Origin of the sequence: Paenibacillus xylanilyticus (assembly GCF_047246825.1) — a bacterium.
GTDB classification, from domain to species: Bacteria; Bacillota; Bacilli; order Paenibacillales; family Paenibacillaceae; genus Paenibacillus; species Paenibacillus xylanilyticus_B.
On sequence record NZ_JBFOLB010000003.1, the window covers coordinates 495,787 to 513,730 of the forward strand.

Sequence of the window (17,944 nt, forward strand, 5' to 3'; positions counted from 1 at the left end):
CAGATGTCATATAACCTAACAATATCTTAAGGTGAAAATATACAAATTTGAACTTGATTATGCATTTCGGTAACACATATGCCGGATCACTATACTGTGTAAAGGGCTCTCTTCCTAAGTTCCGTACTGTTTACTTGCCGCTTTTAGTATGCTTCTTCTCTCTATAACCTTCGTAATATAAGTTTGTGCGCTAAGGTTCGATCCGTCCGTTCGTCGTTCGGCTCTTATTTCCATTACACACATGTAAACATAATTAACTTCAAATTTCAAATACTTTTTTATGTTAACTATATTGACATGGGAGGAAGGATCTTTTATAGTTAGGCCATAACAACTCCATATTTGAATCGATCACAGTTACAACGGCGTAGCTGGTTGAAACGGCAATGAAGCCTGTTTTGCAATCTCGGAGCAAGGGATGCGTATGCATATACGCAGTCCTCCGAGGCATGACAGGCTTTTTCTATTTTTCCGGAACGAGGCAAGGGCATTTCGCAGAATGGAATCAAGGGGGCTAATCACAATGAGTACAACGAAAAAACTGGTGCTGGTCGGCAATGGTATGGCAGGTATTCGTACAATTGAACATATTCTAAAACTTGCTCCGCATGCTTATGAAATTACGGTCTTCGGTGCTGAGCCGCATCCCAACTACAATCGCATCATGCTCTCCTCTGTGCTGGCAGGCGGCACGAGCATTGAAGATATCGTAATCAACGAATGGAGCTGGTACGAAGATAACGGCATTCGGGTATACCCAGGCGATCCTGTTATTCAGATCGATGCCGAGCGCAAGGAAGTGGTCTCTCAGGCAGGTGTCCGTGCGTCTTACGATGAGCTGATTCTGGCAACAGGATCACAGGCATTCATTCTGCCTTTACCTGGAGCAGACAAGGAAGGTGTCATTGGTTTCCGTGATATCAAAGACTGTGAGACGATGATGGCTGCCTCGCAAAAGTATCGCAAAGCGGCCGTGATCGGTGGTGGATTGCTTGGTCTGGAAGCTGCCCGCGGTCTGCTCAATCTGGGGATGGATGTCACGGTTATTCATATTAACGGCCATCTGATGGACCGGAATCTGGATCTGCCTGCAGGCCTGATGCTTCAGCGGGAGCTTGAAGAACAGGGTATGAAGTTTCTTTTGAACAAACACACCGAGGAAATTACAGGCAAACACCGTGTAAAATCCCTTCGTTTCACCGATCAGACAGTGCTCGAAACCGATCTGGTCGTTATGGCCGTCGGCATTCGCCCTCAGGTTGAGCTGGCCCGCCAGGCTGGACTGAATGTGAACCGCGGTGTCATCGTGGATGATTATATGAATACCAGTATACCTGGCATTTCGGCAGTCGGTGAATGTGCAGAGCACCGCGGCATCGCATATGGATTGGTGGCCCCATTGTATGAACAGGGCATGGTCCTGGCCAAACGTCTGGCGGGTGCAGCGACGGAAGGATATGAAGGGTCTGTGACTTCGACCAAGCTGAAGGTTTCCGGTGTGGATGTATTCTCTGCAGGACAATTCAAGGATGCGGCAGATACCCGCAGCATTCGTATACAGGATGATGTGGATGGAGTCTACAAAAAGATGGTCATAAAGGATGGTCAGCTGATTGGAGCTGTACTGTTCGGAGATACAACTGATGGCGCCTCCCTCTTCTCCCTCATTAAAAGCGGTGAGAACATCGGTGGACGTGAAAAGGAAATTTTGCTCGGAGTATCGGCCGGAGGTTCAGGATCTGGTCCATCGGTAGCTGAGCGCATGGCAGCTATGCCAGATGATGAGATTGTCTGCGGTTGTAATGGTGTCACCAAGGCAGCCATCGGTGATGCGGTACTGAACAAGGGATGTAACACGCTCGGTGCCATCAAGTCCTGTACCAAAGCTTCTGCTTCCTGTGGAGGATGTAAACCGATTGTGGAATCCCTGCTCGTCCATTATGCAGGTGATGCTGTTGGTGAACAGGTGAAGGAAGGCATCTGCGGCTGTACCTCCTATGATCGTGATGAGATCGTTGCCCAGATCAAGGAGATGGGATTAAAGACAGTCAAGGAAGTCATGAATGTACTCGGCTGGAATGAGCCTGAAGGCTGCTCCAAATGCCGTCCGTCCCTCAACTATTACCTCGGCATGATTTGGCCGGCGGAATACGAAGATGAGCGGGTATCCAAGTTCACGAACGAACGCTACCACGCCAATATTCAGAAAGATGGAACGTATTCGGTCATTCCCCGGATTTACGGAGGTGTCACTTCTCCAGCCGAGCTGATCAAGATCGCCACCGTTGCCGAGAAATATGATGTGCCGATGGTGAAATTCACAGGTGGACAGCGGCTCGATTTGCTCGGTGTACAAAAGGAGAATCTGCCGAAGATCTGGGAAGAACTTGATATGCCGTCCGGATTCGGTTATGGCAAGGCACTGCGTACGGTGAAAACATGTGTTGGCAACACCTTCTGCCGATTCGGAACACAGGATTCCATTGAGATGGGCATTCGTCTGGAGAAAAAACTCGACAAGATGGTGGCTCCAGCCAAAGTGAAGCTTGCTGTCTCCGGCTGTCCGCGGAACTGTGCAGAAGCCACCATTAAGGATCTGGGTGTCGTTGCGATTGACGGTGCATGGGAACTGCATGTTGGCGGTAACGGCGGGGTCAAGGTCCGCGCAGCGGAATTACTGTGTACGGTCAAAACGGATGCCGAAGTGGAAGAGTGGACCTATGCTTACCTTCAATATTATAGAGAAAACGCACGCTGGAATGAGAGAACGGCAGCCTGGATCGAACGTGTCGGTCTGGACCATGTGAAGAAGGCACTCGAAGACCGCGAAGAGCGCCTGGCTCTGGTTGAACGGCTTGAACTGACACTGGGCCGCACCGTTGATCCGTGGAAGGAAATTATTGAAGACGAGAAACTGCGCAAAAACTTCACCCCACTCGCTGGCACACAGCCGGCAGCCCACTAGAAGAGGAGGATCAGCGATGAACCGATTGCGAATTGGACACCTGGCGGATATTGATGAAAAGGGAGCACGGACGTTTACGGTCTTGGATACCGAGATTGCCGTCTTCAAATTGAGTGATGGAACTTTGCACGCCGTAGAGAATCGCTGCCCTCACAAGGGCGGCAGGCTGTCGGAAGGCATGGTATGCGGAACGGCTGTTCACTGCCCGCTGCATGACTGGAAGATCGATCTTCGGAGTGGCAAGGTATATGAACCGGATGACGGATGTCTAAACACTTATAAAACCGAAGTGGATGACAACAGCGGAGAAATCTATATCACCATTGCAGGTTAGGTCTTCATATTGGAGAGTGCCGACACATCATGAATCAAGGAGGCGTGCGCTATGGATTTTGTTAAACCTGCAGAAGTGCTGCAATCAATGGTCGACGCAGGCGAGAATAAAGCCAGAATGAACCGGGTGCAGATGTTAATCCGTGGTTTCCTGGCTGGAGCGATTCTCGCATTTGCAACAACGCTGGCGTATACCGCTGTATCTCAAACTTCCGTTGGTTTGGCAGGTGCGCTGATATTCCCGGCAGGATTCGTGATTATTGTCCTGCTCGGGCTTGAGCTGGTGACAGGCAGCTTCGCCATGATTCCACTCGCTGTGATGAAACGCAGAATCACCTTCATGGATATGCTGCGCAATTATATATGGGTCATTGCAGGCCATATACTCGGATGCCTGTTCTACGCTCTGTTATATGAACTCACGTTGACGAAGATGGGAACAGATATGAGCAGCCCCCTCGTTCAAACTCTAATTCAGACCAGCGAAGCCAAGACGCTCGGATATCAGCATCTGGGCGGCGCAGGTATTGTTTTGGTGATCATTAAGGCTATTTTATGTAACTGGATGGTAACACTCGGTGCAGTCATGGCGATGACATCGACCTCCACGCTCGGTAAAATTGCGGCCATGTGGCTGCCCATCATGATATTTTTCGCTCAGGGATTCGAACACGCTGTGGTGAACATGTTTGTTATACCGGCAGGGATGATGCTGGGTGCTGATGTCAGTATCGCTGACTGGTGGTTATGGAACCAGATTCCGGTGCTGCTTGGCAATTTCATTGGCGGTGCCATATTCACTGGGTTAGGATTATATGCTGCACACCGCTGGGGAAGCTCTACCCCCATTACCTCCAAGCTGGCAACCATTCATGGCGGCCGTTCAGGTATAGCGAATGCAGAGTCCGCGTCTAAACTGGGGACACGTTCATGAGCCGGGGCCTGGTAAGTATCATTGGCGCCGGTCCCGGAGATCCGGAACTCATTACCGTGAAAGCTCTGAAACGCATCCAAACGGCAGATATTCTATTATATGACCGACTTGTGAATGATGATTTGCTTGCCGAAGCTCCTGAAGCAGCACTCCGGATTTATTGCGGGAAAGCCCCCGGACTGCATTCCATGAGTCAGGAGATGATTGGGCGGCTGCTGGTTGCTCACGCTGCAGAAGGCAAACGGGTTGTCCGGCTCAAGGGCGGTGATCCGTTCATCTTCGGGCGCGGGGGTGAAGAAGCACTCGTGCTGGCGCAGGCAGGAATCCCCTTCGAGGTTATCCCCGGCATCACTTCCGCTGTGGGTACATCTGCTTCAGCCCTGATTCCCTTAACCCACCGGGGAGTGGCTTCGACCTTCGCATGTGTCACTGGCACGGGGAGTGATGGCCGTGTATCATCCGTTCGCTGGGATCTGCTCGCCCACAGTGTGGATACCCTGGTGATCTATATGGGGATCAGCCAGCTGCCCCTCATTCAACGCGAACTGCTGCAATCCGGCAAAAGCAGCTGCACACCAGCAGCCCTGATTGAACGAGGAACCACCTCAGAGGAGCGAATCATTACCGGCACGCTGGGCCAGCTTCATGCCCTCTCCCTTTCCGAAAAGGTGAGCAATCCCGCGCTGATCATTGTCGGCGAAGCCGTTCTCGTACGCGAACAATTGCTTCAGCTCCAGCAAGCAGCAGATGCTTCCATGACGGGATAGCTGCCCATATACTTCTTTCTAATCCAACAGCATACGCTCGTGAATGGTCCGACCCTTCTGCCCTGGTTCTATCAGCAGACGGGTCGGTTTGATGTTGATCAATGCCGTCAACTGTTCCCCCATATAATGCGCAGAATACTTGAACCCAATCTCCGCCCAGTGCATGATGACACCGACCGTAGCTGATACCAGATAACTCAGCATGATATCGTAATTAATGGTGTACTCGCTATCTTCGGTCACCAGCACAAAATCCTCAGTTAAATACGTTCGGAACATGTTGCAGAGCCTTAAGCCCATATCACTATGCATCGTGATTAAGGCGCGAAAGACGTCCTGATGAGCTTCGATATATTCGAATACCGGCATGGTGGAAGGCAGCAGTCCGGTCATATCCACTTCTTTTAATTGAGCGTAAGGCTCTGCATAGGCTTGGCCCACTCCCTGCATAAAGTCTTCCAAAATGAATTCAAGCAGCTCCGGTTTGCCAGGAAAATGCAAATAAAACGTGCCCCGATTGTAGTCCGCCCGTTCTGTGATGTCACGGATCGTGACAGCATCAGCTCCCTTTTCCAGTATTAAAGAAACCGTCGCAGCGATGATCGCATCCTGCGTTCTTCGTGCTCTCCGGTCCTGAGGGTGTTCGATAATCAACATTTCCGCCTCCTTTGTCCATTATTGTAACCTAAATGAACACCGCTTACATCTGTGTCCGATAGCAGACATATACGCTGTCAATGATTATTGTCACATGACTATGTATATCTTAACATTGAGACAGGAACGATAGACGACAGGCTGCATCTTTTTTTGATGAACACCTGCCAATAATAAATAAGGAGCGGATTTTATCATGAGCACATCCTATACACATACAGCGGTTATTACAGGGGCTGCCGGAGGCATCGGTAAAGAATTGGCACGCCGACTTGCTGAACGCAAAATCAATATGGTTTTGGTGGATCTGAACGAGGAAGCGATCCAGCAGACGATTACAGACCTGAACCTCGACAAAGAGCACGTTATTGCAGTGAAAGCTAACGTATCCCAGGAAGCAGACGTGAAAAACTATGTACAAAAAGCACTTGATGCCTTTGGCAGAATCGACTACTTTGCCAACAATGCCGGTATCGAAGGTCCTACGGGTCTGATTGAAGATCTGAGCGTTGAAGCACTGGATACGGTATATAACGTTAACATTCGTGGCGTATTCTTGGGTCTGCAAAATGTCATTCCGGTCATGAAAAAACAAAAATCCGGTGCGATCCTGAACACGTCTTCCCTCGCAGGTCTGATGGGTGCACCTGCTGTATCTCCATATATTATGTCCAAACATGCCGTGGTTGGTCTCACTCGCACAGCAGCGAATGAACTTGCCCCATACAATATCCGGGTGAACGCCGTATTGCCAGGAACCATTAACACTCGCATGATGCGCCAAATCGAAGCAAACTCCGGCAACGTAGAAAATTATCAGGATGCTACCGTAGCCAGCATTCCGATGGGCCGCTATGGCGAACCGGAAGAAGTAGCTGCCGTGATGAACTTCCTGTTGTCCGAAGAGGCTTCCTATGTAACAGCTTCCCTCTACACGGTAGATGGCGGTATGATGGGTCAATAATATCCGCAGTTACCTCGCAGACAAAAGAATCCTAATGGGTACCTGCTGATATGCAAAGGTTTAAGTTAACATAAGATATAAAACAAAAGGAGCCTGTTCCCAGGCTCCTTTTTGATATCCACGAAAGCCAAACTACCGATTAAGTCGATTAATCGACGTATCCTGCATGGCCCTTTTCCATTAAATAGTCCATTTCAGCATCCAGAATGCTTTCCACGGTCAACTCATCCAGCTTCACATCTTTACGACTAAGGATGTAGTCAGCCAGGTCATCACCGTCGATATCGACGTCTTTACCTTTGGCATTTTCATGCGCCTTGTTGATGTACGCTTGCTCATGCTTCAGCACAAGCGCAATATTTGCCTGGCTTGCCTTCGTTTTATCTGCAATATATTGCATCATTTCCTGCTCATTAATAGAATTCGCTTCCGTCACGTTCAGTTCAGCTCCTTGGTTCATACATACTGTTGCCATTGTAGCATAGGTTTACCCATAACAGACATGCCTTATTCGGATCTAAGTTAAGCGAACGTAGAACGTCGCCTCTTCTCCTACCACACTCCGGGCATAGATCTGACCTTTGTGCTGGTCCACAATGGAACGGGCAATGGCCAGACCGAGGCCGTGCCCCCCATGCTTCCGGGCTCTGGAGGCATCCGTGCGATAGAAGCGATCGAAGATACGATCCAAATGCTCCGGTGCAATGCCTTCCCCTGTATTGGAGACCGCAAGAACCACCTCATGATTTTGTTTCTTCAACGATACATTCACCGCGCCTTTGGCTCTGGAATATTTCACGGCGTTATCCAGCAGAATCAGAATGACTTGCTTGATCTGTTCGCTGTTGCCATGGACCATGAGCTGCGGCTCTATGCTGTAGTCCAGGGATATATTTTTTTCAAAAATAACAGCTTCCATCGTCAAAATAATGGTCTCAACCGCATCGCTCATATCAAACTTGGAATGGATCATCGTGGAGCGTGAATCGTCAATCTCGGTCAGATATAACAGATCGCTCGTTAACCGGGACATGCGCTCTGTCTCCGACTTGATGTACTGCAGCCATTTGGCCTGATTATCAATCGTATCCTCCCGATTGGCAAGCAGCACATCCGTGTTCGTATTAATGATAGCCAGCGGTGTTTTCAGCTCATGGGAAGCATCGGCAATGAACTGCTTTTGTTTCTCAAAAGCTTCCTTGACCGGCTTAATGGAACGATTGGCAAAATACCGGCTCAGGAAGTAGATCACAATCAGCATGACCAGTCCTACAATGGCAAACGTATAGATTAGATTCGTCAGAATACCCTGTTGGGCCGTCACATCAATGAACACAATCATATGCCCATCGCTGCTCGGGTCAATCACATAGGCCCAGTCCGTGCCATTCAGTGCAAACTGTCCGGTCTTACGCTCTGTATGATCAGCCTTATCTACCTTCTCCAGTGCCTCTGCGTAAAACGTATCTTCCATACTAAATCTGGAGTGGGTATCTGAAATATTCCATGCATTATCGGTCTTGATCATAAATGATACGGAACGTCCCGGCGGTGAATTGGGATCTCCTCCAGGTCCGTTTCCCTGAACGTCCGATCGGGGTTCACCCGATCTCGTCTCATCTGTGCGCGGCATGTTGGATGAGTTATATGGACCGTGATAGAAATCCGATACCTTGAACAGCTCCATATTGGTTTCACGTTGAACATTCTGGTACGTAATGATATAGATCGTCGCGAAGGCCACCAGCATCATGATCGAGATGGACACCAGGTTGACGACCAAAAACCGATTTCGGAGTTTCTTAAACATCAGGACGTCACCTCAAGTACATAACCCACACCCCGAATCGTATTAATGCGGACGGAGGAGTTAAGGAAGGTCAGTTTCTTGCGCAAAAAGGAGATGTACACCTCCACGTTGTTATATTCCACCTCGGAATCGAAGCCCCACAGCTTCTCGATAATCTGCTCTTTGGAAGTGATGGCCTGTTTGCGGGTAATCAGCAGTTCCAGCAGCTCATTTTCTTTTAGATTGAGTTTGATCTCCTTGCCCTGCACGGTCAGCTTCAGCTGTGTCGTATTGAGTTCGATGTCACCAAACTTCAGCCCATCCTCTGGCACGACCTCGCCCTTTCTTCTGAGAGCTGCCCGAATCCGGGCAAGCAATTCCTCTGTCGCAAAAGGCTTCGCAATATAGTCGTCCGCACCCGTATCCAGTCCGGCCACCTTGTCCGAGAGTTCTCCCTTGGCCGTCAGCAGAATGACAGGTGTATGGTTTCCCTCACTGCGCAGCTTCTTCAGCACGCTGATTCCATCCATCTCCGGCATCATGATGTCGAGCAGAAGAAGATCGTATATACCGCTCAGCGCGTAATCCAGTGCTGATCTGCCGTCATGGACCATGTCCACGGAATAATTGTTTTTCTTCAATATCTGGGATACGGCCTCTGCCAAATGAACCTCATCTTCCGCAATTAATATTCTCATGATTAACTCATTCCTCTGCCTTGAATTGTTCGTCGCAATTTTCTTTTATTATATCAATCATTCTACCTGCGGAACCTTGAATCAATCTTAATTCATTCATTCCACGAGAACTATTATAGGAAGGTAAAAAAAGATCAACGGAATGTAAAATCATTTAAGATTCATTCAAGGTTGGCGCTCTAAGATACAGACATGGAAGTGATACACGAGGAAACAAAACATACAATCCATGGACGAAAGGAATGAATCTTAAATGGCGATTGAAGTATTCAACCGATATGAGAGCAAGTACCTTCTGACCGATCAACAGTATGAACATTTCTACAACGATCTGCTGAAGTATATGGAACTGGATGCGTACAACAAGAAACACGAGTTCTACTCCATCAGCAACCTGTACTTCGACACTCCGCAGGATTCCCTGATCCGCGCCAGTCTCTCCAAACCGAAGTACAAGGAGAAGCTGAGACTGCGGGCTTACGGTGTACCTGAAGAGAATGCCAAAGTGTATCTGGAGATCAAAAAGAAAGTGTTCGGTCTGGTGAACAAAAGAAGAACTGCCCTGATGCTGGACGAAGCCTACGAATTCGTTCGTACGGGACAGGCACCTGAGCTGGAGGATTACATGAACAAACAGGTTGTCGATGAAATCGAATATTTCCTCCGGTTATACGACCTGGAACCGAAAGTGTATCTGGCCTATGAGCGTAAGGCCCTCTTCGATAAGAACAGCCGTGATCTCCGTATTACTTTTGACACCAACATCCGCAGCCGCAGATACGATCTGAAGCTGGAGCAAGGGGATTATGGTGAGCCTCTGGTGGAAGACGGTCGCTGGCTGATGGAAGTCAAGGCGGAGAAAACCGTTCCGTTCTGGCTATCCCAGCTGCTGTCGGAGCACGGCTTGTATCGCGTTGGCTTCTCCAAATACGGCAACGAATTCAAACGCCTCGTTCGAACGACGAACCTGAACTACCAAAGCGAGCGGATTCTCGTTCCGGGTACTGACTTCGATCCAGCCATAAAACCAAATCAAACGATCATAGAAAGAGAGAGTGTAGTATATGCTTGATTCCATTTTCAGTTCTGCATTAACCGACACGACGCTGACATTCAGCAGTGCCGTGATTACGATTGGCCTAGCCATCCTTATGGGTGCAATTATCAGTCTCACATACATGAAAACCAATGCAAACACATACTCCCAGAGTTTCACGTTAACCATGGTTGTCCTGCCCGTTATCGTGGCGATCATCATCCTGCTTATCGGCAGCAACGTGGCCCGTGCCTTCAGCTTGGCTGGTGCCTTCTCGATCATCCGGTTCCGAAGCGCGCCCGGTGATCCAAAGGATATCTCCTACGTCCTGTTTACCATGGCTTCCGGTCTTGCCTGCGGCGTCGGCGCCTTCGGATACGCGGTATTGTTCACCATCATCTTGTGCGTACTGATGTTTGTTCTGAGCTATTTCAAATTCGGAGCCAAAAAGAGTCAGCAAAAATTGCTTAAAGTCACCATTCCTGAAAACCTGAGCTATGAAGAAGCTTTTGATGAAGTATTCAAGAAATTCAATGTGGATTACCAGTTGAACAAAGTTAGAACAACCGAACTCGGCAGCCTGTACGAACTGGTCTATCTGGTTCATCTTGGCCAACACGTCAATCAGAAGGAATTCCTTGATGCCGTCCGTACACGCAACGGTAATCTGGACATCTCCTTAAACATGGCACCAACACCGGAATATTAATTCGAAGATATTTTACAAATAGAGAGGAACGATTATTATGAATAAAAAATGGATTGCAGGCAGCAAATTATGGTCCGTAGCAATGATTACCGCAATGGTTACCGCATGCAGTGCTCCCGCAGCGACCAACTCCACCGCTAATGCCGCAACATCAACGACAGGTACAACCAAAACGGTATCCGTCAGTGAGCAGACCTCTGTTAAATATGCAGACTTGGTTTCCATGGATGCAGACGATACCAATGTAAGCTGGAGTGCAACCGACTCTACAACCATTAAGCTAAGCGGAAAGACAGCGACCGTTACTGGTTCCGGAGCCAAAGCGGCGAACGGCTCGGTAACGATCTCCGAAGCAGGTACTTATGTACTTAGTGGCGAACTGACGGACGGCCAGATCATAGTTAATGTAACCGACAAAGGAACGGTTCACCTCGTCTTAAATGGAGCAACCATCCACGATAATGACAGTGCAGCCATCTATATTCAGGAAGCAGGCAAAGCGGTTATTACCCTGCAAGAAGGAACCGAGAACGCCGTTTCCGATGGCAAAACCTATGTATACGCTGATGACACAACGGATGAGCCTGATGCAGCCATCTTCAGCAAAGCGGACCTGACCTTTAACGGCACAGGCAAACTCACCGTTACAGGTAACTACAATGAAGGGATCACAAGTAAGGATGATCTCAAAATTGTAAGTGGCACCATCAACGTCAAAGCAGCCGACGACGGTATCAAAGGTAAAGATATGCTCGCGATTCAGGAAGGTACCATTACTGTTGATGCAGAAGGTGACGGTATTAAATCGACCAATGATACAGATGCTGAAAAAGGCTTCGTCGCCATTGCTGGCGGTACATTCGATATTCAAAGCGGAAACGACGGCATTCAGGCCGAGACTGCGCTCGTTACGGATGGTGGCACATTCAACATCGTAACTGGAGGCGGCAGCGCCAATGCACCAGCGAAAGCAGAAGAAGGTCCATTTGGCGGCGGTGGCGGTCGCTGGGGTGGAGGAGCCCCTCCAACGGATATGGCTACTCCACCAGATGGCGAACCTCCTGCCGATATGCCGGCAACGGATGGAACGAATGCCGCAGGTGCAGCACCGGCAAATTCCGCTGATAAGGCTTCGACTACTGCTTCGGATGCAGACACGACGACAACAACTACCACAGAAACAGAATCGACAAGTGCAAAAGCACTTAAATCCGGGGCAGATCTTACCGTTAACGGTGGTACGTACACTATTGATTCCATGGACGATTCCCTGCACAGCAACAGCAATGTAACGATCAACGATGGCAAGATCACCATTCAATCCGGCGATGACGCCATTCATGCCGAACTTGCGCTTACCATTAACGGTGGAACCATCAATATTGCGAAAAGCTACGAAGGACTTGAAGGTGCAACGATTACCCTGAATGATGGGGATGTAGACGTAACGTCTTCCGATGATGGTGTAAATGCTTCAGGTGATATCACTGCAACTACGTCAGAAGCTGCAACCACTGCAGAAGAAGATAGCACTCAATCCACTGATGCCACTACAGCTTCCAACATCTCTGTAACAGAGACGACAGGCACAACATCAACAACTACAGATACGGATCAAGCAGATCAAAGCGCGGACACAACTGGCAATACTCGTCCACAAGGCGGCGCCCCAGGAGGTATGCCGGGTGAATCCGCTGGAAACAGTGAGCTTCATATTAACGGTGGATCCCTTACCGTCAATGCAGACGGTGACGGACTTGACTCCAATGGTTCCATCTACATGACTGGCGGAACCGTGATTGTGAACGGTCCAACCAATGATGGCAATGGCCCGCTCGACTATGATGGCACTTTTGAATTGAGTGGTGGTTACTTGATCGCAGCCGGCAGCTCCGGTATGGCTCAAGGTACATCGGACAGTTCAACTCAAAATACGATCGTCATGACATTCCCTGAAACGCAAAAAGCAGGAACTCTGGTTCATGTACAAGACAGCGATGGCAACAGCATCCTGACCTTTGCTCCGGCAAAAGATTATCAATCGGTTGTCATCAGCTCTCCTGATCTGAAAGAAGACGGCTCTTATGAAATCTACTCCGGTGGAACATCAACCGGCACAGCTACAGATGGCCTGTACACAGACGGTACGTACAGCGGCGGCACCAAAGTAGTTGCTTTCCAATCCACAAGCAGCGTCACTTGGGTGAATGAATCCGGTGTAACGACTGCCAATACCGGTATGGGTGGTCCTGGTGGAGGCCGCGGCCAAGGTGGATTTGGAGGCGGAAGAAACAGAACCCAATCCGGAACATCAACAGATGGCACAACTACAGACGGAACAACTACAGATGGAACAAATACAAGTACAAGCACGACGGATTCCTCAAAATAATACGCATAACAAAGAAGAAGCTGGCGCTAACGCATCAGCTTCTTCTTTGGATTCACTAAAATACATAGACGTATACCTTCGTACGCAAGGTATCCTTGCACGTAATCGTTCGGAGAGGCACCTTCCCCGGCAGTGCGAAACAGACACTGATGACCCGTGCTCCCGGTGGAAGCTCCCGGGTAAACTTGTCGACGAGCCTGTCCATGGCTCCGGGATACAAATAACAAACCACACCATCTGCATGTTCATAGGAACTATGATAGATATCGCCGCGTAAGAAACGCAGACGACCTTTCATTGAATGACGGACGCCCTTGGCTCTCCTGAATCCAATCATCATGCTGGACATGGCTTGGGAAAACCAAAGTGGGATAAGTGAATTCTCAATGCCGGTTATCCGCTTGCCCGGACAATGACGGACGATGTCCATTCCCAGCGTGCCCCAACCGGAGCCGGCCTCAATGATATCACCATAGCCAGTGATGCGGCCTATCTCCTGGATGACCACCTGCCTGACCTTTCGGGACGTAGGCATAGGTGATATTCCATTTTTCCAGCTGACCAGCACAATGGCTACTACGGCGATCAGTGTTACCACAGCAATCAGCCATGGAATGATTTGAACGATCAACATGGCCTCATCCCTTTGTTCATACAGACTGTTTACATCATGCCACCCATTACATCAGGCACATGAGACTTCATGTATACACCCTTTTTGTAGACGGATTTAATCGTGAAATGAACGCCCAACTTGCGATTAGTCCGATAAATCAATGAGTTAATCTCGTCGATCCCTACCGAATCACTTTCCAGCATGCTTCGTTCAGGCCATACTTGGCCGACAATCTGCTCTCTGGTCACAAAGTGATCCAATTGACTATACAGCAGCTTGAACAGCTGGAACTCCTTCTTCGACAGCGGGATTTCCACCTCGCCAATCTGCACGGTCTGCAGATGATCATGCACCCGGACGCCCTCGCCGAGCAGGTCGGATATACGGTATTCACGCGTTTCTTCGAGATCACCTTCCATACGAAGCTGGATCAAGCCGTTGACCATGGTCAGGCTGTCTCCTTCGACAAACGGGTATTTCTCATAGGGAACGAGCCGCTGCCCGTTTAATTCGGTTCCATTTTTGCTATCCAGATCCTCAACCCACAGCTGATGCTGTGCATCATAATGAATGCGGCAGTGCCGCTTCGATATCAACTGATTATACACGGACAAGTCCGATTCACCGCCACCCGTGTAACGTCCCACCGTAATGGAACGACCCAGGCTTACATAAGCAAATGAACCATCGCTTTCCTGCCCAGGTGTACGAATGACGATTTTTGCCGTCTCCCGCATGTTAATCTCCCACCTTCGAATTTCGCTCTATCTCTATGACTTGTTCATGAATAATGATAATTTCATCAGATTTGTTCCATTGTTTGCATTGCTGACGATTTATATAGTGTATACAGGCATCGTTGTATGCTTTTCTCTACTATACCAGACGTTGTGCCTTTTTTCTCATAACGTTCTTCCATCCCAGCTTAATCAACAAGAGAGGTATCTTACATGAACAAAAAGAACATTTTCATATATGTGCTGCTCGCCTTTGCCCTGTCCATTACACTAACCGTACTGTCACGAATGACGGATGAACGCGGAGAATCACTGAACAGCACACCCGCTACCGAAACATCATGGTTGCATCTGAACACCCAGCCATAGGCTTATTCTATTATAACGCGGTCTATGTAAAAAACGTTTCATCAATGTCATAATCATCATGTTATAAAATAAGAGTCTCTGCTCGCCTGTCGCGCAAACCCACATGAAGAAGCCCCTTGAACGCTGACATCACAGCGACAAGAGGCCTGTTTGGTTTAAATAGGAGAAAAGGATTGTTGCCTGGCATTTGTTTATATTCAGTACTTTTCTTCCTCTGCCTCAGACCGATCCGGCTCTTCCACCCGCGATGTCTCTCTGCCCTGAACCTCCTCCATTCTGCTGGATACCTTCTGATACAGATAGGAAATGCCCAGCAACAACACACCGAAGCTAAAATAGGCGATAATTTTGCTGCCCGTTGTCAGCAAACTGACATCGTAGAACACCATTTTCCCCGTGGAGAACAACGTCAGCCCCAGTCCTAGACGACGAATCATGACGTACCTTCTGCGGAATCCATATGCGATGTACAGGATGGCGAGCAGCAGGTAGACCAAACTGAACATCAGACCAATATCTCCCCACTGGAACTGCACTGTCAGGAAGACGGTGATGACACCCAGCAGATAAACGCCTGCAATGACGGGATACCACTCCACACTTTTGAACTGCCCGCGTATGCCTGCAATCAACAGATCTCTTCCCGCAAAGAATACACCGATATTAAAAATAATCAGAACCAGCAGTCCCACAATCTCTGCTGCCGAATGCTGCTGGGCTCCCGGCTCAAGTGCCGGCATGGTTAACGTTACTGCCAGTGCAATACAGCAGCCTGCTGCATGCAGAAAGGCTGTGTAATACTGCACGATCCGGTCATGGACTGCTTTTGCTTTACTTAAGCCATACGCCAGTGCGATGGTCAGTGCAGCGAACATCAGCCATTTGTAGAACAAGTAAAGCAAGAATGTCCCATCGACCGCACGGGTATACAGCTCATTCGATTCGTACAGAACATACAACCACAGATTGCCGAGGGTAGCGTATTTGAATATATTCAGAGTGCCGAGCTCCAGCACACTGTGTTGAATCTTGGCTTTGGACAATATCCCTTTCCCGCTGCCAATCATGGCATAATACAATGTAATCAAAAGGGTACCCAGCGTAATGCAGGAGTATTTCAGCATAAAATAGGATTGCTCCCCCACCATATACAGCACCAGCACATCATAATATACGAAGGTGAACACGCACAGGAGCACAACGCCCCATCCCGCACGTTCTACCGACCTGAACCGCTTCAAGTGACCCAGCATAACGAGCAGGATACCTTCGATGAGCCAACCCATGGACAACCACTTCGCCCCAAACTGGAACGGGATCATCAGAATGGCAAAGGTCAGGGATGTGATGTAGAACAATAGTATGGTTTGTTTCTCCTGAACCATATTGCGCTGTACCCATCGGGCGAGTCCAACATACACTAGCGAGAATATAAGCGCCAGCAATCCCTGCGCATCCTCCCAGCCTTCTGCGTCAAAGAGTACATAAAGCATCAGACAGCTGATGCTCGTATTCATGGCCAGCAGGGTGAAGTCCCACCAGGTCAGCTTAACCCGATGTTTGAATGGATACGCGAGTGTAATTCCCAGATATAATGCAAACGTAGCAATCGAATACACCATGCCCACAATGTTGTTCGGCGATAGCCACAAGAGGATTAACATGGACGGTGTATTAAACAGAAAACTGATATAATGCACGACCGGCCAACGCTTGCCGAAGGAAATAAGTACAATAATGCCGTTAAGAAGCAGCAAATAGACCATGGCAACATATACGGAGTTCCCGCTGAGACCGAAATAGGCCATATACGAGAACAGGGGCAGATAACCGCCCACCAGACCAAGCGAGCAGATCGTCCTCGACTGATATCTTAGGGATAGCAGGACGGACACCGCCGATACAAGCACTGAAAGTCCAAGACCCGTATATAAACCGATAATATGGAGCAGAAAATAACTGTAGAAAATAGAGCCGAACAGAACGGAGATTCCACCCCCGAGCAATCCCATCGCGAACGTCTGACGTTTCCGCCGAAACAGCCACTCTCCCCCGGCAAGCATCAGCATGCCAAGCAGGAAGAAGGCGCCGCCTTTCATCTCATCATTGAACCAGGTAGAGTATGAATACTGGAATGCTGCGCCAACGCCGAGAATAATAAGCAGAATGGCAACCTTATTAATCCAGCTTAGTCCAATCTTCATCTCCATCCGGTTCTGGCGAATCCGGCGCTGAATGGTTTCTTCACTCAATCCTTCCTCCACCATATGCTCATAGCCATGCTGCATCTGCTGACGTACCGCTTCTTCCCGTTCCCATAGCGTTTGTCTGTGTAATTCGATTCGTTCCTCTACCTCTGCAGCCAGATAAGCAATTCTCTCCTTAAACTCATCGGCATCTTCCCGAAGCTCTTCTGAAGCTTTGTTGAATAAGGCATTCATGTTTATTTTGGTACGATGTTCATGAGCTTCCAGCCGGTAATTATGTACACCCGTCTTTCCGCGAAAGTACGTCTCCATCTTCTCCTGCGATACCCGAATGAGGTTCAGTTTCTCATCCAGCATCTGTTCGGATAGAGCCATCCGAAGACGGGCATTCTCCTCCTCCATCTTGCGTGCACGCGTCTCCAGCTGATGCAGCTTCTGCTTATGAGCTTCAACCTGCTCATGAAGCTGTTCATTCTGCACGATCAGGTCATCGGACTGATAGTCCTGAAGCAGGGAGTTGTATTCTTTCACCAGCTGCCTCTGCTGTTCCTGAACCTGGCGAAGTCGATCTTTGAAGTCCTTCATAAGCTTCCTCCGTTGGTTGATGTTGATCTGTTTGCCTATATTTTACTATAGATATGCGATGTAATGAGCCAAAAGTTCGATATATCCATTTATCCGCCTATATATTTCATTACTACACAGCAAAAACCCCGGGAAGCCATTCGCTTCTCGGGGTTTACATCAGAACTATTTTACAATCCAGACGGC

At 48.8% G+C, this 17,944-nt stretch carries 16 protein-coding genes; 9 read left to right on the forward strand and 7 right to left on the reverse strand.

Annotation, left to right across the window (positions count from 1 at the left end; genetic code table 11):
- Window positions 1-523: 523 nt before the first annotated feature.
- Genes nirB through cobA form a run of 4 tightly spaced genes read left to right on the forward strand, consistent with a single transcriptional unit; the run spans window position 524 to window position 4,999 of the window.
- Window positions 524-2,965: a nitrite reductase large subunit NirB gene (gene nirB, locus AB3N00_RS21560; RefSeq protein WP_413036418.1), complete on the forward strand. Its 2,442-nt coding sequence runs from the start codon at window positions 524-526 to the stop codon at window positions 2,963-2,965.
- 16 nt (window positions 2,966-2,981) lie between these two features.
- A complete protein-coding gene (nirD, locus tag AB3N00_RS21565) occupies window positions 2,982-3,299 on the forward strand; it encodes a nitrite reductase small subunit NirD (protein ID WP_413036419.1) in 318 nt (105 codons plus the stop codon).
- 51 nt (window positions 3,300-3,350) lie between these two features.
- The gene (locus AB3N00_RS21570) at window positions 3,351-4,232 is read left to right on the forward strand and encodes a formate/nitrite transporter family protein (RefSeq protein WP_413036420.1); all 882 of its coding nucleotides are present in this window, start codon (window positions 3,351-3,353) and stop codon (window positions 4,230-4,232) included.
- Complete coding sequence (gene cobA, locus AB3N00_RS21575) at window positions 4,229-4,999, forward strand: uroporphyrinogen-III C-methyltransferase (RefSeq protein ID WP_413036421.1); 771 nt, start codon at window positions 4,229-4,231, stop codon at window positions 4,997-4,999. The genes AB3N00_RS21570 and cobA overlap by 4 nt, the downstream gene beginning before the upstream one ends.
- Before the next feature lie 18 nt (window positions 5,000-5,017).
- Here cobA and AB3N00_RS21580 read toward each other — a convergent pair whose 3' ends face one another.
- Window positions 5,018-5,653, reverse strand: a complete 636-nt coding sequence (locus AB3N00_RS21580) for a TetR/AcrR family transcriptional regulator (protein ID WP_413036422.1) — start codon at window positions 5,651-5,653, stop codon at window positions 5,018-5,020.
- 199 nt (window positions 5,654-5,852) lie between these two features.
- On the opposite strand from AB3N00_RS21580, the gene AB3N00_RS21585 reads away from it, so the two are divergent.
- A complete protein-coding gene (locus AB3N00_RS21585) occupies window positions 5,853-6,620 on the forward strand; it encodes an SDR family NAD(P)-dependent oxidoreductase (protein ID WP_413036423.1) in 768 nt (255 codons plus the stop codon).
- A gap of 148 nt (window positions 6,621-6,768) precedes the next feature.
- On the opposite strand, the gene AB3N00_RS21590 is transcribed toward AB3N00_RS21585, so the two are convergent.
- The 3 genes from AB3N00_RS21590 to AB3N00_RS21600 are packed head-to-tail and all read right to left on the reverse strand — an operon-like array spanning window position 6,769 to window position 9,107.
- Window positions 6,769-7,095 (reverse strand): hypothetical protein, encoded by a 327-nt coding sequence (locus tag AB3N00_RS21590; RefSeq protein ID WP_413036424.1) that lies wholly within the window; start codon window positions 7,093-7,095, stop codon window positions 6,769-6,771.
- 42 nt (window positions 7,096-7,137) lie between these two features.
- Window positions 7,138-8,430 (reverse strand): sensor histidine kinase, encoded by a 1,293-nt coding sequence (locus tag AB3N00_RS21595; RefSeq protein ID WP_413036425.1) that lies wholly within the window; start codon window positions 8,428-8,430, stop codon window positions 7,138-7,140.
- Entirely contained in the window at window positions 8,430-9,107 is a 678-nt protein-coding gene (locus AB3N00_RS21600) for a response regulator transcription factor (protein ID WP_413036426.1), read from the reverse strand. The genes AB3N00_RS21595 and AB3N00_RS21600 overlap by 1 nt, the downstream gene beginning before the upstream one ends.
- A 253-nt stretch (window positions 9,108-9,360) precedes the next feature.
- Between AB3N00_RS21600 and AB3N00_RS21605 the strand changes: the two genes are divergently transcribed.
- From AB3N00_RS21605 to AB3N00_RS21615, 3 genes are read left to right on the forward strand one after another with little or no spacing between them, the layout of a single operon-like run.
- Window positions 9,361-10,179, forward strand: a complete 819-nt coding sequence (locus AB3N00_RS21605) for a polyphosphate polymerase domain-containing protein (RefSeq protein WP_413036427.1) — start codon at window positions 9,361-9,363, stop codon at window positions 10,177-10,179.
- Window positions 10,172-10,852, forward strand: a complete 681-nt coding sequence (locus AB3N00_RS21610; protein ID WP_413036428.1) for a DUF4956 domain-containing protein — start codon at window positions 10,172-10,174, stop codon at window positions 10,850-10,852. The genes AB3N00_RS21605 and AB3N00_RS21610 overlap by 8 nt, the downstream gene beginning before the upstream one ends.
- A 37-nt stretch (window positions 10,853-10,889) precedes the next feature.
- Complete coding sequence (locus AB3N00_RS21615; RefSeq protein ID WP_413036429.1) at window positions 10,890-13,244, forward strand: carbohydrate-binding domain-containing protein; 2,355 nt, start codon at window positions 10,890-10,892, stop codon at window positions 13,242-13,244.
- Window positions 13,245-13,299: 55 nt separating this feature from the next.
- On the opposite strand, the gene AB3N00_RS21620 is transcribed toward AB3N00_RS21615, so the two are convergent.
- Entirely contained in the window at window positions 13,300-13,878 is a 579-nt protein-coding gene (locus AB3N00_RS21620; protein WP_413036430.1) for a class I SAM-dependent methyltransferase, read from the reverse strand.
- Between the two features lie 29 nt (window positions 13,879-13,907).
- Entirely contained in the window at window positions 13,908-14,597 is a 690-nt protein-coding gene (locus AB3N00_RS21625) for an FHA domain-containing protein (RefSeq protein ID WP_413036431.1), read from the reverse strand.
- A gap of 213 nt (window positions 14,598-14,810) precedes the next feature.
- On the opposite strand from AB3N00_RS21625, the gene AB3N00_RS21630 reads away from it, so the two are divergent.
- Window positions 14,811-14,966, forward strand: a complete 156-nt coding sequence (locus AB3N00_RS21630) for a hypothetical protein (RefSeq protein ID WP_413036432.1) — start codon at window positions 14,811-14,813, stop codon at window positions 14,964-14,966.
- A 197-nt stretch (window positions 14,967-15,163) separates the two neighbouring features.
- On the opposite strand, the gene AB3N00_RS21635 is transcribed toward AB3N00_RS21630, so the two are convergent.
- On the reverse strand, window positions 15,164-17,758 hold the full coding sequence (locus AB3N00_RS21635; protein ID WP_413036433.1) for a DUF2339 domain-containing protein: 2,595 nt from the start codon (window positions 17,756-17,758) through the stop codon (window positions 15,164-15,166).
- Window positions 17,759-17,944: the final 186 nt, after the last annotated feature.